11 protein-coding genes are annotated in these 14,159 nt (G+C 63.4%); 4 read left to right on the top strand and 7 right to left on the bottom strand.

Annotation, left to right across the window (positions count from 1 at the left end; all coding sequences use genetic code 11):
* Window positions 1-5: 5 nt before the first annotated feature.
* Window positions 6-416, top strand: a complete 411-nt coding sequence (locus tag J2Y48_RS20295) for a VOC family protein (protein WP_310421626.1) — start codon at window positions 6-8, stop codon at window positions 414-416.
* A 276-nt stretch (window positions 417-692) separates the two neighbouring features.
* On the opposite strand, the gene J2Y48_RS20290 is transcribed toward J2Y48_RS20295, so the two are convergent.
* From J2Y48_RS20290 to gltB, 3 genes are read right to left on the bottom strand one after another with little or no spacing between them, the layout of a single operon-like run.
* Window positions 693-2,147, bottom strand: a complete 1,455-nt coding sequence (locus J2Y48_RS20290; protein ID WP_310421623.1) for a glutamate synthase subunit beta — start codon at window positions 2,145-2,147, stop codon at window positions 693-695.
* 12 nt (window positions 2,148-2,159) lie between these two features.
* The gene (locus J2Y48_RS20285) at window positions 2,160-2,318 is read right to left on the bottom strand and encodes a hypothetical protein (protein WP_310421620.1); all 159 of its coding nucleotides are present in this window, start codon (window positions 2,316-2,318) and stop codon (window positions 2,160-2,162) included.
* Window positions 2,319-2,326: 8 nt separating this feature from the next.
* Window positions 2,327-7,021, bottom strand: coding sequence for a glutamate synthase large subunit (gene gltB / locus J2Y48_RS20280; protein WP_405030267.1), 4,695 nt, complete (start codon window positions 7,019-7,021; stop codon window positions 2,327-2,329).
* Between the two features lie 561 nt (window positions 7,022-7,582).
* Between gltB and J2Y48_RS20275 the strand changes: the two genes are divergently transcribed.
* On the top strand, window positions 7,583-8,632 hold the full coding sequence (locus J2Y48_RS20275) for a low specificity L-threonine aldolase (RefSeq protein WP_310421614.1): 1,050 nt from the start codon (window positions 7,583-7,585) through the stop codon (window positions 8,630-8,632).
* A 288-nt stretch (window positions 8,633-8,920) separates the two neighbouring features.
* On the opposite strand, the gene J2Y48_RS20270 is transcribed toward J2Y48_RS20275, so the two are convergent.
* Window positions 8,921-9,382, bottom strand: coding sequence for an Hsp20 family protein (locus J2Y48_RS20270; RefSeq protein ID WP_310421611.1), 462 nt, complete (start codon window positions 9,380-9,382; stop codon window positions 8,921-8,923).
* 443 nt (window positions 9,383-9,825) lie between these two features.
* Between J2Y48_RS20270 and J2Y48_RS20265 the strand changes: the two genes are divergently transcribed.
* Window positions 9,826-10,788, top strand: a complete 963-nt coding sequence (locus J2Y48_RS20265) for an alpha/beta hydrolase (RefSeq protein ID WP_310421609.1) — start codon at window positions 9,826-9,828, stop codon at window positions 10,786-10,788.
* A 72-nt stretch (window positions 10,789-10,860) separates the two neighbouring features.
* Here J2Y48_RS20265 and hisN read toward each other — a convergent pair whose 3' ends face one another.
* Together hisN and J2Y48_RS20255 are read right to left on the bottom strand one after the other, a co-directional pair.
* The gene (gene hisN, locus J2Y48_RS20260; protein ID WP_310421605.1) at window positions 10,861-11,634 is read right to left on the bottom strand and encodes a histidinol-phosphatase; all 774 of its coding nucleotides are present in this window, start codon (window positions 11,632-11,634) and stop codon (window positions 10,861-10,863) included.
* 288 nt (window positions 11,635-11,922) lie between these two features.
* On the bottom strand, window positions 11,923-12,804 hold the full coding sequence (locus J2Y48_RS20255; RefSeq protein WP_310421602.1) for an N-formylglutamate amidohydrolase: 882 nt from the start codon (window positions 12,802-12,804) through the stop codon (window positions 11,923-11,925).
* A 191-nt stretch (window positions 12,805-12,995) separates the two neighbouring features.
* Between J2Y48_RS20255 and cpdR1 the strand changes: the two genes are divergently transcribed.
* Complete coding sequence (gene cpdR1 / locus J2Y48_RS20250; protein ID WP_192246785.1) at window positions 12,996-13,358, top strand: response regulator CpdR1; 363 nt, start codon at window positions 12,996-12,998, stop codon at window positions 13,356-13,358.
* Between the two features lie 163 nt (window positions 13,359-13,521).
* On the opposite strand, the gene J2Y48_RS20245 is transcribed toward cpdR1, so the two are convergent.
* On the bottom strand, window positions 13,522-14,070 hold the full coding sequence (locus tag J2Y48_RS20245; RefSeq protein WP_310421600.1) for a Pycsar system effector family protein: 549 nt from the start codon (window positions 14,068-14,070) through the stop codon (window positions 13,522-13,524).
* Window positions 14,071-14,159: the final 89 nt, after the last annotated feature.

Raw genomic sequence — 14,159 nt, 5'->3', positions numbered from 1 at the left:
TTTGCATGTCGAACGAAGATAACGAGCCCGCGACCGAGCGCCGGCCGATTTTCATGGCGGTCGAGCCACAGCTCTTCGTCACGAATGTCGAGGCGTCCTGCGACTACTACGCCGACAAACTTGGCTTCACCGTCGCCTTTCTCTATGGCGACCCACCCTACTACGGCCAGATCTATCGGGACGGCGTGCAGTTGAACCTGCGGCAAGTCGACCGGCTGCCGTTCGACCAAACATTCCGGTCCGCGGAAGAGGACGCGCTTTCCGCGACCATCCTGGTCGAGGACGTCGCAGCACTGGCGGCCGAGTACGAAGCCTCGGGGGCAACGTTTCACCAGCAGCTTCGCACGGAGGAATGGGGCACCAGCACCATCATCGTCAGCGATCCGGACGGCAACCTCATCGCCTTTGCGGGTTGAGTGCGTTGCCGCATCGACTGTAGGACAACCAAAACCCCGCCCCTTTTGGAAGTGCAAGTGCCCCACCGACGCTGCCAGGCTGCTGGCAACGCGCCCGTTTCAGCCCTTCATCTCTTCGAGCGGCCCCCAACCTGCACCGTCATGCCGGACTTGATCCGGCATCCAGCGCGCGCAAGTCCTTGCGCGCAAAAGAGTCCATTCGCGCCGCAGACGCGACGCGGCTGGATCCCGGCTCAAGGCCGGGATGACGGAAGATGGAGGTCAGCGCGGGTCGTCTCAGCGCGGCAGCGTCGTCGTGCCCATCAGCGCCTCGTCGATGGCGCGCGCCGCCTGGCGGCCCTCGCGGATCGCCCAGACCACCAGCGACTGGCCGCGACGGATGTCTCCGGCCGTCCACAGCTTGTCGACCGAGGTCTTGTAGTCGCGATCATTGGCGACCACGTTGGAGGAGCCGCGCCGGTCGGTGTTGATTGCCAGCTTCTCGCCAAGATCCTTCAGGACGCTGTCAGTGAAGGGGCCGCGGAAGCCGATGGCGATGAAGGCGAGGTCGGCCTTGATGATGAACTCGGTGCCGGCGACCGGCTTGCGGCGCTCGTCGACCTGGCAGCACTTCACCCCCGTCAGCACGCCATCCTCGCCGACGAATTCGAGCGTGCCGACCTGGAACTCGCGGATCGCGCCCTCGGCCTGAGAGGACGAGGTACGCATCTTCGTAGCCCAGAACGGCCAGACGGCGAGCTTGTCTTCCTTCTCCGGCGGCTGCGGGCGGATGTCGAGCTGGGTGACCTTGACCGCGCCCTGGCGGAAGGCGGTGCCGACGCAGTCCGACGCCGTGTCGCCGCCGCCGACGACGACGATGTGCTTGCCGCCGGCGAGGATCGGGTCGGACGGCCAGCCGACGCTGTCCATGTTCTCCCGGCCGATACGGCGGTTCTGCTGGACGAGATAGGGCATGGCATCGTGCACGCCCTGAAGGTCGACGCCCGGAATGCCGGCATCGCGCGGCGTCTCGGAGCCGCCGGCATAGAGCACGGCATCGAACTCGACGAGGAGTTCGTCCATCTTTTTGTCGACGCCGACATTGACGCCGCAATGGAAGGAGACGCCCTCGCCGCGCATCTGCTCGACGCGGCGGTCGATGAAGTTCTTCTCCATCTTGAAGTCCGGGATGCCGTAGCGCAGCAGGCCGCCGGGCTTGGATTCACGCTCGAACACGTGCACCTCGTGGCCGGCGCGGGCGAGTTGCTGGGCTGCCGCCATGCCTGCCGGGCCGGAGCCGATGACCGCGACCTTCTTGCCGGAGTGGACCGTCGCCGGCTGCGGCACGATGTAGCCCATCTCATAGGCCTTGTCGGCGATCGCCTGCTCGACGGTCTTGATGGCGACCGGCGTGTCCTCGAGGTTCAGCGTGCAGGCCTCCTCGCAGGGTGCGGGGCAGACGCGGCCGGTGAACTCCGGGAAGTTGTTGGTCGAATGCAGGTTGCGGATCGCCAGTTCCCAGTTGCCGGTGTAGACGAGGTCGTTCCAGTCCGGGATCTGGTTGTGCACCGGGCATCCCGTTGGACCGTGGCAATAGGGAATGCCGCAATCCATGCAGCGCGCCGCCTGCTTTTGGACTTCCTGATCCGACATGGGAATCGTGAATTCGCGGAAGTGGCGAATGCGATCCGACGCCGGCTGGTACTTCGCGACCTGCCGATCGATTTCCATGAACCCTGTAACCTTACCCACGAGTGTATTCCTTCAAAGCGTGGGACCTGTCGGTCCCCAGTACCAGTAGGCAAATCCCGTTGCCGCACCCAGTACGATGAATTCCAATCCGATTTCGCCGTTCATCCAGTAGACGGCCGCCGGGACGGCGACCGCGATGCCGACTGAAATCACCCGATGAATGATGGCCAAGCGGCCATTCACTCCGCTGCCTCGGCCATATTCATGCGCTCCATCTCCTCGAGCGCGCGCCGGTATTCGACCGGCATGACCTTGCGGAACTTCGGACGGTAGTCCGCCCAATGATCCAGAATGTCTTTCGCGCGTTTCGAGTCCGTGTAGTGCAGGTGGTTGGAAATGAGTTGGTACAGGCGCTCCTCGTCGTGCCGCGTCATGTCGCCGGAGACGTCCACCATGCCCTTGTGCATGATGTCGCCGCCGTGATGATGCAGCTTCTCGAGCATGTCGTCCTCTTCCGGCACCGGCTGCAGCTCGACCATCGCCATGTTGCAGCTGCGGGCGAAATCGCCCTCCTCGTCCAGCACGTAGGCGACGCCGCCCGACATGCCGGCCGCGAAGTTGCGCCCGGTCTGGCCGATGACGACGACGACGCCGCCGGTCATGTACTCGCAGCCGTGGTCGCCAACACCCTCGACGACGGCGACTGCACCGGAGTTGCGCACGGCGAAGCGCTCGCCGGCCACCCCGTTGAAGTAGCACTCGCCTGATATCGCGCCGTAGAGCACGGTGTTGCCGACGATGATCGATTCATGCGCGACGGTCCTGGAGTTCTCCGGCGGGCGGACGATGACGCGGCCGCCCGACAACCCCTTGGCGACGTAGTCGTTGCCGGCGCCGACGAGATCAAAGGTGATGCCGCGCGCCAGGAAGGCCGCGAACGACTGGCCGGCGGTGCCGTCGAGGCGCACGGTGATCGTGTCGTCCTTCAGGCCCTTGTGGCCGTAGCGCTTCGCGACTTCGCCCGACAGCATGGCGCCGGTCGAGCGATCGACGTTCTTGATGTCGATCTCGATTGCCGTCGGCGTCTTTTCTTCCAGGGCCGGCTTTGCCTTTGCGATCAGCGTCCGGTCGAGGATATCCTCGATCGGGTGGTTTTGCCGCTCGGTCCAGTAGGTCGCCGCCTTCGGTGCATCAACCTTGTGGAAGATGCGGCTGAAATCGAGGCCCTGCGACTTCCAGTGGCTGATCAGCCGCTCCTTCTCGAGAAGCTCTGAGGCACCGATGATCTCGTCGAGCTTGCGCACGCCGAGCGAAGCCAGGATCTCGCGCACCTCTTCGGCAACGAAGAAGAAGTAGTTGACCACGTGCTCCGGAGCACCCTTGAAGCGCTTGCGCAGCACCGGATCCTGGGTGGCGACGCCGACCGGACAGGTGTTGAGGTGGCACTTGCGCATCATGATGCAGCCCGCCGCGATCAGGGGTGCGGTGGCGAAGCCGAACTCGTCGGCCCCGAGCAGCGCGCCGATGATGACGTCGCGGCCGGTCTTCAGGCCGCCGTCGACCTGAAGCGCAATGCGCGAGCGCAGGCCGTTGAGGACCAGCGTCTGGTGCGTTTCGGCAAGGCCGATTTCCCACGGGCTGCCGGCATGCTTCAGCGAGGTCAGCGGCGAGGCACCGGTGCCGCCGTCGAAGCCGGCGACGGTGATGTGGTCGGCGCGCGCCTTGGCGACGCCGGCCGCGACCGTGCCGACGCCCACCTCGGAGACGAGCTTGACCGAGATGTCGGCTGCCGGGTTGACGTTCTTCAGGTCGTAGATCAGCTGCGCCAGATCCTCGATCGAATAGATGTCATGGTGCGGCGGCGGCGAGATCAGGCCGACGCCCGGCGTCGAGTGGCGGGTCTTGGCGATGGTCGCATCGACCTTGTGGCCGGGCAGCTGGCCGCCCTCGCCGGGCTTGGCGCCCTGAGCGACCTTGATCTGCAGCACGTCGGCATTGACCAGGTACTCGGTGGTGACGCCGAAGCGGCCGGAGGCAACCTGCTTGATCGCCGAGCGCTCCGGGTTGGCAGAACCGTCGGCGAGCGGCGTGTAGCGATCGGCTTCTTCGCCGCCCTCGCCGGTGTTCGACTTGCCGCCGATCCGGTTCATGGCGATCGCCAGCGTCGTGTGCGCCTCTCTGGAGATTGAGCCGAAGGACATCGCGCCGGTGGAGAAGCGCTTGACGATCTCGGAGGCCGGCTCGACCTGATCGATCGAAATCGGCTTCTTGCCCCAGGCGGCCGCGTCCTTGACCGAGAACAGGCCGCGGATCGTGTTCATGCGCAGCGACGAGGTGTTCACCAGCTGGGAGAACTCCCGGTAGCGGTCCTGCGCATTGCCGCGCACGGCATGCTGGAGCGAGGCGACGACATCAGGCGTCCAGGCATGGTCCTCGCCGCGCATGCGGTAGGCATACTCGCCGCCGATGTCGAGCGTGTTGGCCAGGATCGGATCGCGGCCGAAGGCGGCCTTGTGGCGGGCGACCGTTTCCTTGGCGATCTCGTCGAGGCCGATGCCTTCGATCGTGGTCGCGGTACCGAAGAAGTACTTGTCGACCAGTTCCGAGGACAGGCCGATGGCGTCGAAGATCTGCGCGCCGCAATAGGACTGGTAGGTCGAGATGCCCATCTTGGACATGACCTTGAGGATGCCCTTTCCGACCGCCTTGATGTAGCGGTAGACGACCTCGCTCTCGTCGACCTCCTTCGGGAACTCGCCGCGCTTGTGCATGTCCGTGAGCGTATCGAAGGCAAGGTACGGGTTGATCGCCTCGGCGCCGTAGCCGGCGAGCAGGCAGAACTGGTGCACCTCGCGTGGCTCGCCCGATTCCAGCACGAGGCCGACCGAGGTGCGCAGCCCCTTGCGGATCAGGTGATGGTGGACGGCGGCGGTTGCCAGAAGTGCGGGGATCGCGACGCGGTCCGGGCCGATCTGGCGGTCGGAGAGCACGATGATGTTGTAGCCGCCCTTGACCGCCGCTTCCGCCCGCTCGCACAGGCGATCGAGCATTTCCAGCATGGCCTCTGCGCCGCGCGTGACGTCATAGGTGAAGTCGAGCGTCTTGGTGTCGAAGCGGTCCTCGGTGTGGCCGATCGAGCGGATCTTCTCCAGGTCGCCGTTCGTCAGGATCGGCTGGCGGACCTCCATGCGCTTGGCATGTGCCGCCCCCAGGTGATCGAGGATGTTCGGACGCGGGCCGATGAAGGAGACGAGGCTCATCACCAACTCCTCGCGGATCGGATCGATCGGCGGGTTGGTGACCTGGGCGAAGTTCTGCTTGAAATAGGTGTAAAGCAGCTTCGTCTTGTCAGACATCGCCGAGATCGGCGTGTCGGTGCCCATCGAGCCGATCGCCTCCTGGCCGGTGGTCGCCATCGGCGACATCAGCAGCCTGGTGTCCTCAAGCGTATAGCCGAAGGCCTGCTGGCGATCGAGCAGCGAGACATCGCGGCGAAGCGCGCGCGGCTCGACCGGGCGCAGGTCCTCGAGGATGAGCTGGGTGTGATCCAGCCACTCGCGATAGGGATGCCTGGACGACAGTTCGTGCTTCACCTCCTCGTCGGAGATGATCCGGCCCTTCTCCATGTCGATCAGCAGCATCTTGCCCGGCTGCAGCCGCCACTTCCGGACGATGCTTTCCTCCTTCACCGGCAGCGTACCGGCTTCGGAGGCGAGGATGACGCGGTCGTCGTCGGTGACGATGTAGCGGGCCGGACGCAGGCCGTTGCGGTCGAGCGTCGCCCCGACCTGTTTGCCGTCGGTGAACGCAACGGCGGCCGGGCCATCCCACGGTTCCATGAGGGCGGCGTGATACTCGTAGAAGGCCTTGCGCTCCGGCGCCATCAACTGGTTGCCGGCCCAGGCCTCCGGGATCAGCATCATCATCGCATGCGACAGCGAATAGCCGCCGCGGATCAGGAATTCGAGCGCGTTGTCGAAGCAGGCCGTGTCCGACTGGCCCTCGTAGGAGATCGGCCAGAGCTTCCCGATGTCGTCGCCGAACAGCGGCGAGGACACCGAGGCCTGGCGCGCCGCCATCCAGTTGACGTTGCCGCGCAGCGTGTTGATCTCGCCGTTGTGGGCGACCATGCGGTAGGGGTGCGCCAGCTTCCATGACGGGAAGGTGTTGGTCGAGAAGCGCTGGTGCACGAGGGCGACGGCGGTTTCGAAGCGCGGGTCCGACAGGTCCTTGTAATAGGCGCCGACCTGGTAGGCCAGGAACATGCCCTTGTAGACGATCGTCGAGGACGACAGCGACACCGGATAGAAGCCGCTCTCTTCGCCCTTGTACTCGTCATAGATGCGGTTGGAGATCACCTTGCGCAGGGTGAAGAGGCGGCGCTCGAACTCCGGCGTCGTCGCGGCATTGCGGCCCGCGCCGATGAACACCTGCACGTGGCGCGGCTCGGTGGCGACGATCTCCGCCGCCTTGGACAGCGAGGAATTGTCGACCGGCACATCGCGGTAGCCGAGCAGGTGCTGCCCTTCCTCGGCGACGACCTCCTTGATGACGTTCTTGAAGTGGGCGATCAGCGCCTCGTCCTGCGGCATGAAGATGTGTCCGACGGCATATTCGCCGGCCTTCGGCAGGGTGATGCCCTGCCTGGCCATTTCCTCGCGGAAGAAGCGGTCGGGAATCTGCACGAGGATGCCGGCGCCGTCGCCCATCAGCGGATCGGCGCCGACGGCACCGCGATGCGTCAGGTTTTCCAGCATGAACAGACCGTCCTTGACGATCTGGTGCGACTTCTTGCCCTTCAGGTGCGCGACGAAGCCGACGCCGCAGGCGTCATGCTCGTTTTTCGGATCGTAGAGGCCCTGTTTTTTCGGATGACCGGCTCGTCGCGTCGTCGTCGTTTTGGCGTCCGTCGCAGTCGTCTGCGCCCGGTTCATACCAAAACTGTTCGACGCGAAATCCACCATCGTCATCCCTCCTGTGGCCCGAGTTGCGCGGGCAGGGTCTCACCCGCGCGCCAGCCGGAAGCGTCCTCGCATCCGGCCCCACGGGCGTTATCGTTGCATGAACCGGATCGGGCGGCAAATAGATGGTCCGGCCGACCAGGCAGGCGTCAGCGACCGTTGCAAAGTGCAAAGCGCGTCCGTTCATTCAGTGAACGGCGATACTTGCGCCATCAGCCAAACACCTCCGAAAGAGAGGCGTGGGCGTTGTTTCGGTCTCCTGACCGAAATAGGACAGTATGACTGTCCTATTTCTTGGGTTCTATGCCAGAAACGAATTTGGACCGCAAGGCCATGTCGCTAAAATAATAGCACTCCGAGACGAAAGATTGCCAACGAATACGGCCTTTTGAAATTTAATTACGCCAACTCGATCCAATATTTCATTTACTTTCAAAATGATCACTTTGCCGTCAGGGCCGATTGATCAGAGCGCGCGCTGGACTATCGTCCGAGTCGACCCCCGCAATGGAGCCGGGAAACCGGAAATTTCGTATGTATTTTGCCTCTGACAACTGGGCGGGCGCCCACCCCGACATCGCCCGCAGCCTCACTGAAGCTGCCGACGGCTACGCCAGGGCCTATGGCACCAGCGACCTCGACAAAAAGGTCGAGCACACCTTCAATGAGATTTTCGAGCGCGACGTGGCCGTGTTCTTTGTCGGCACCGGCACGGCCGCCAATTCACTGGCGCTGGCCAGCTACAATCGCCCCGGCGGCCAGGTGTTCTGCCATGCCGAAGCGCATGTGAACGTCGACGAGTGCAACGCGCCGGAGTTCTTCGCCACCGGCTCGAAGCTCGTGCCCATCGAAGGCCCGCGCGGCAAAATGCCGGTCGAGGCACTGTCCGCGGCAGTCGCCCGCTTCTCGCCCGACAATGTCCATGGCGGACAACCGGTCGCCGTCACCCTCACCCAGGCAACAGAGGCTGGTACGGTCTACGAACTGGACGAGATCGCCGCGATCGCCAACGTCGCCCACCAGAAAAAGCTGCCGCTCCACATGGACGGCGCCCGCTTTGCCAATGCGCTGGCGACACTCGAAACGACGCCGGCGGAGATGACCTGGAAGCGCGGCGTCGACATCCTGTCGTTCGGCGGCACCAAGAACGGCTGCTGGTGCGCCGAGGCGCTGGTGCTGTTCGACCCCGGCCGTGCGCACGAGATGCACTTCCTGCGCAAGCGCTCTGCGCAGCTGTTCTCGAAGTCGCGTTTCATCGCCGCCCAGTTCGATGCCTATTTCCGGGGCGGGCTGTGGCTGGAGCTTGCCCATCACTCCAATGCTATGGCCGCGGGTCTTGCCGCCGGCATCGCGCAGGCCAAATCGGCGCGCCTTGCCTGGCCGACCGGTTCGAACGAGGTGTTTGCCATCCTTCGCAACGCGACGCTCAGGACACTGCGCGACAAGGGAGCCGCCTTGTACGACTGGCCCGCGCCGGCCGAAATCAAGGCGACCATGGCCGAGGACGAGACGATGGTCCGGCTAGTCACATCCTTCGCCACAAAGCCCGAGGACGTCGAACGCTTCCTGTCGCTCTGCGACTGAGCGGTCAAACGCAAAACGGCACCGCAAGGCGCCGTACAGGCCTCTGTCAACCTGGCGGAACATCCCCTCCATCCGTCACCCCGGACTTGATCCGGGGTCCAGCCGCGCCGCGTCTGCGGCGCGAGAGAGTCTTTTCAAGGACTTGAGTGCACTGGATGCCGGATCAAGCCCGGCATGACGGACCAATTTGGCGCTGCCCATAAGTATGAAAGATCTGAGCGGGCTTTGGCAACAAACGCAAAACGGCGCCCCGGGGGCGCCGTTCGCATTCAATTCAGGCGGGGATCGTCAGGCGGTCTGCGCCTCGATCTGCTTGGCCTCGCGACCGACCGAGGCGATCTCGATCTTGCGCGGCTTGGCGGCCTCCGGGATCTCGCGGACGAGATCGATGTGGAGCAGGCCGTTCTTCAGCTGAGCGCCGCGGATTTCCACGTGGTCGGCGAGCTGGAAGCGGCGCTCGAAGGCGCGCTTGGCGATGCCGCGATGCAGGAACTGCGCCTGATCGCCGGCTTCATCGGCCTTTTCGCCCTTGATAGTCAGCGTGTGCTCGCGGGCCTCAATGGAGAGCTCGCTCTCATCGAAACCGGCCACGGCCATAGTGATGCGGTAGGCGTTCTCGCCGGTGCGCTCAATGTTGTAGGGCGGATAGGTCGGGCTCTGGTCCGGCTGGCCGAGGCTGTCGAGCATCGTGAAAAGACGATCGAAACCGACGGTGGAACGATAGAGGGGGGAGAAATCGAAGTGACGCATGGTTGTCCTCCTGTGAGCGACGAATTGCTGTCTCGAGCCAAAGCCTGATTTCAAAGGCAGTTGGCCGGGCTAATCTCGGATGCGCACCCCGTTTGGCGATGCGAACCCTTCGCGGACCCTTTTGGCGCCCGCAAACGAGAGATGGTAACGCCGCCTGACGACTTCAAGACCTTACCACCCCGAACCGCGCCATCTCTCCATGTCGCTCCGATGAACCCGCCATGAACGCTCTCTTCGGGCTTCGTTCAGCTGCCCTCAACCATACCGCGATGGTCGGAAGCTTGGCTTCCGGGACCGGAGCGCTACGTCCCTTCCGCTCTGGTCAAATTTGGCCGGCACGCGCTGCGGCGTTCCCGCGTCCCGCGCGGCCGGCTTTTTTCTTTGACGTCCTTGGGAGGAGCACCTAGGCTTGCTATTCCCAACGCATGCTGAGCCGGCCGGATATGGACGACATCCTCTACGCAACACCCGACAATCCGGTGCCCGGCAACCATATCGCCGGCTACTTCGAGGGCAACGGCGGGGTGAAAATCCGCTATGCCGTCTTCCGTTCGGCGATGCCGGTGGCGAAGGGCACCGTGGTGCTGCTGCAGGGACGCAACGAATCGATCGAGAAATATTTCGAGACGATCGCCGACCTGACGGCGCACGGACTGTGGGTCGCCACCTTTGACTGGCGCGGACAGGGCGGGTCTGGCCGCATGCTGAGCGATCCCCGGCGCGGTCACGTGACACGGTTCTCCGACTACGAGGCGGACCTGAAGCAATTCCTGGAACAGGTGGTGCTGCCCGACACGCGGCTTCCCTTCTTTCTCGTCGCCCACTCGATGGGGGCGCTGGTGGCGCTGTCGCAGGCACCGGAGCTCGAGAGCCGTATCGACCGCATGGTGCTCGCAGCACCGTTCCTGGCGCTTTCTGGCCAGGCGTTGAGCCAACGCTCAATTTCCGTCATCGCCAACACCGCGAGCTTCTTCCAACTCGGCGGCCGCACCTTTCGCAAGGATGGGACGCGCCCCTCGTTCGAGGGAAACGTTCTGACCAGTGACCGGCGCCGGTTCGCGCGCAACCAGGCGATCTGTGACGCCCAGCCGCAGTTGGCGATCGGCTCGCCGACGGCGCGGTGGCTGAAGGAAATGCTCGCCGCGATCACCCGCGTCTCGCGCCAGGAGCACCTGACGCGCATCCGAATTCCGACGCTCGTGCTCTGCCCGACGCTGGACCCGATCGTCCCCCGTACCGTGCTCAATGGCCTGGCGCGAAAGTTCCGGGCCGGTCGGTTGATCGAGATCGATGGCGCCCGTCACGAACTCTTCCACGAGGCCGATCGCTACCGAGCCCAGGCGATGGCGGCGATAGACGCGTTCATTCCGGGCAGCCAGGCCGAGCGCACCGCGCTGGGAGCCTGACCCCCAAGACCGGAAAGCCGAGAGCGCACAGCCTCCCCCGGCTGAGGGGGCGGCCTCACGCCGTCAGGCCGGTTAACCCTGCAGGATCGCGATCGCCTGTTCGTAGACAGCGCGGCTACCCGCGGCGATGATGCTTCCGCCCATCTCGGCCGGACCGCCGTCCCAGGCGGTGATGATGCCGCCAGCCTGCTCGATGACGGGAATGAGCCCGCCGACGTCATAGGGCTTCAGGCCGGATTCGATCACGAGATCGACGTGACCGGCAGCCAGCAACGCGTAGGCGTAGCAATCGACGCCGTAACGGAACAGCTGCACCTTGTCCTGCACGGCCTCGTAGCGCGCCCGCCCTTCTCCGACGAACATGTGTGGCGAGGTGGTGAAGAGGGTCGCGTCGGCGAGAGTTTCACAGGCTCGGGTGGCAAGCACCCGGGAGCCCTCCGGCCCCTTGTAGTTCGACTGCCTGCCATCGGCGAAGTAGCGCTCGCCGGTAAAGGGCTGGTCGATCAGACCCATCACCGCCTCGCCCTTGTGATAGAGGCCGATCAGCGTACCCCAGACCGGGACGCCGGAAATGAAGGCGCGGGTGCCATCGATCGGATCGATGACCCAGACATACTCCCGATCGAGGCCGACCGAGCCATGCTCCTCGCCAAGGATCCCATGCTCGGGAAAACGCTCCGTGATCAATGCACGAATCGCGGCCTCGGCCGCGCGGTCGCCTTCGGTCACGGGATCGAACCCCTTCGTCTCCTTGTTCACGACGTCAGCGCCGACGCGAAAGCGCGGCAGCGTTTCTGCCTTGGCGGCGTCGGCAAGCTGATCGAAAAAGGCGCGGTCGAGAAGCATGGCGATCTCACAAATCAGGGAAGGTGTGGTGTCAATAAAGCAATGCGCAGGAAAACGGAACCGCATTAGACCGCCTGCGACTTTCGGCAGCCGCCGCCCGATGGATCGATCGAAAATTGCCTATGCGCAATTTTTCGCACGCTCGCTTGACAATTGTGCAGTGCAATATTACCGTTTCCTCACAGTCATTTCTGACTGCGAAGACCCTTCCCGGGTGTTTCCTCCCTAGACTTGCCGCGCGCTAAGCGCGGTTTTTTTTGATGTCTTGACGTCAGGGCAGCAGCCACGTCATTCGGCAGCCAGCGCGGTGTCGGATGCGTACTTCTCGACATAGCTTGCATATTCCGAAAGCGCCCATGAGATCCCGGCCTGCACGGTCTCGAAATCCGGCTTCTTGGCCAGTGTGGTCTCGTCCACGTAGAGCGCGCGGTTCACCTCGATCTGCAAGGCATGCAGCCCTTTTGCGGGCCGCCCGTAGTGCTCGGTGATGAAGCCGCCGGCATAGGGTTTGTTGCGCGCCACGACGAAGCCCATGTCCTCGAACAACCGCACCAGCGTGCGCGAAAGGTCGCCGGCCGCGCTCGTGCCGTAGCGATCGCCGATGATGAAGTCCGGCCGCACCCCGCCGGCAACACGAATATTGCCGGGCATGGAGTGGCAATCGATCAGGACGGAGAAGCCGAACTGCAGGTGGGTCTGCACGATCAGGCTGCGCAGGCGGGCATGATAGGGTTTGTAGATATTCTCGATTCGCGCCAGCGCCTCACCGACCGGCAAGCGCCGCTGGTAGATCTCCATGTTCTCGGCAACGACCCGCGGAATGGTCCCGAGGCCACCGGCGACCCGCATCGAGCTCACGTTTGCATAGGGTGGAAGCGATCCGTCGAACATGCGCGGGTCGAGTTCGTAGGGCTCACGGTTGACGTCGAGGAACGCTCGCGGAAAGTGCGCGAGCAACATCGGCGCGCCCAGGCCGGGCGCCGCTTGGAAAAGCTCGTCGACATAGTGATCTTCGGACCGGCGCAGCGAATGGGCATCGAGCCGTGAACCAAGGACGAATCCCTGTGGATAGGCGCGACCGCTGTGCGGGGAGTTGAACACCAGCGGAATGGTCTGCGAAGCCGGCTCCAGAACCTCAAAGAGGCCGTTTTCGCTGTATTCCGGAGCCATTGCGGTCCTTTACCATGTGACAAAATCGCGAGTTCTTGTATGTTGCCAGCGGCGGGCTCACGTGTCCATAGTCGTCACAACGACCAGCGAGTCGGCAGATGCCTCCATTCACGGGATGTTTACCGAAATCGTTTTTCGTATCAGAACCGCCGCACAGGCAAGACAACCAGCAGTAACGGCTTCCGAGTACCATGAGTTTCAAGATCCTTCTCGCCGAAGATGACAACGATATGCGCCGCTTCCTCGTGAAGGCGCTGGAGAAGGCGGGCTATAAGGTCATGTCCTACGACAACGGCGCGAGCGCCTACGATCGGCTGCGCGAGGAGCCGTTCTCGCTGCTTTTGACCGACATCGTCATGCCGGAAATGGATGGGATCGAGCTTGCGCGCCGCGCCACCGAACTCGACCCGGACCTGAAGGTCATGTTCATCACCGGCTTTGCCGCCGTTGCGCTCAATCCGGATTCCAAGGCCCCCAAGGACGCCAAGGTCCTGTCCAAGCCGTTTCACCTCCGCGACCTCGTCGACGAGGTCAACAAGATGCTCGCCGCCTGAGCGCAGCGCCAAGCACCAGCGATACTACCGCCACGGTCACCCGTCCTGCGCGTTCTGACGCGCAGTCGACCCCTTCCGTTCTGTCGTCGTTCGACCGGCGTTTCCCGGGCGGCACCTCAAGCAATGCGCTGGAGCCGAAAGGCCAACGCCGCAATAACGCGCTTCAACCGCGCGTGAGCAGCAGTACGACGTAGGCGACAACGGTCGTCAGCAGTCCGCGGAACGCGAAACGAACCATCCGGTACTTGTTGATCGCAAGCTGCGCCATCGCGTCCGCATTTTCCATATACTGCCTGAATAGATAGGTCATATCGCCCGTTTCGTTTGCATCGACGAGGCGATCGCGCTGGGCTGACCACGACCCCCAGAACAGGGACGTGCCGCTGCTCACCCGTCGCGGCAGAACGACGAGAATGGCACAGATGATGGTAAAAACGATCGAAACCGCGAGAAAAGCCGACAATAGACCAAACAGTGGGTTGGCGCCCGTGTAGCGGCTTGCGTTGAATACTCCCTGCCCCTCCGCCGACCACATGAGAAAGGCAAGCATGAAGGTAAAAATGTAGGCTGCCTTCTGATCCGCTGACTTTACCTGGTCGTAGAATACGTCGTTTACCTTCTTCACATGATTGAAATGCTCAAAAGAAATATTCTGTTCTCCAGAAGCTTTCTCGATGATCGCTTTATCCAAGGTAGCTCCAGCGTCCGTCATGAAATGACCACCCCTCCATTGTGTTTCCGTGTTAATACAGCCGCTGCCAAAAGCAACAGCGTTTTCCGGACCTGCTTGACATTTGCGCG

It is taken from the genome of Mycoplana sp. BE70 (assembly GCF_031455855.1).
Taxonomy (GTDB): Bacteria; Pseudomonadota; Alphaproteobacteria; order Rhizobiales; family Rhizobiaceae; genus Mycoplana.
Note: the sequence above shows the minus strand (reverse complement) of the source record. Positions and strands in the feature narration are given on the sequence as shown.

Bases quoted from the DNA above. Each gene is read 5' to 3' on its own strand.
- J2Y48_RS20265 (WP_310421609.1), top strand. From the start codon at position 9,826: ATGGACGACATCCTCTACGCAACACCCGACAATCCGGTGCCCGGCAAC.
- J2Y48_RS20295 (WP_310421626.1), top strand. From the start codon at position 6: ATGTCGAACGAAGATAACGAGCCCGCGACCGAGCGCCGGCCGATTTTC.
- hisN (WP_310421605.1), bottom strand. From the start codon at position 11,634: ATGCTTCTCGACCGCGCCTTTTTCGATCAGCTTGCCGACGCCGCCAAG.
- J2Y48_RS20245 (WP_310421600.1), bottom strand. From the start codon at position 14,070: ATGACGGACGCTGGAGCTACCTTGGATAAAGCGATCATCGAGAAAGCT.
- J2Y48_RS20270 (WP_310421611.1), bottom strand. From the start codon at position 9,382: ATGCGTCACTTCGATTTCTCCCCCCTCTATCGTTCCACCGTCGGTTTC.
- gltB (WP_405030267.1), bottom strand. From the start codon at position 7,021: ATGAACCGGGCGCAGACGACTGCGACGGACGCCAAAACGACGACGACG.
- J2Y48_RS20255 (WP_310421602.1), bottom strand. From the start codon at position 12,804: ATGGCTCCGGAATACAGCGAAAACGGCCTCTTTGAGGTTCTGGAGCCG.
- J2Y48_RS20275 (WP_310421614.1), top strand. From the start codon at position 7,583: ATGTATTTTGCCTCTGACAACTGGGCGGGCGCCCACCCCGACATCGCC.
- cpdR1 (WP_192246785.1), top strand. From the start codon at position 12,996: ATGAGTTTCAAGATCCTTCTCGCCGAAGATGACAACGATATGCGCCGC.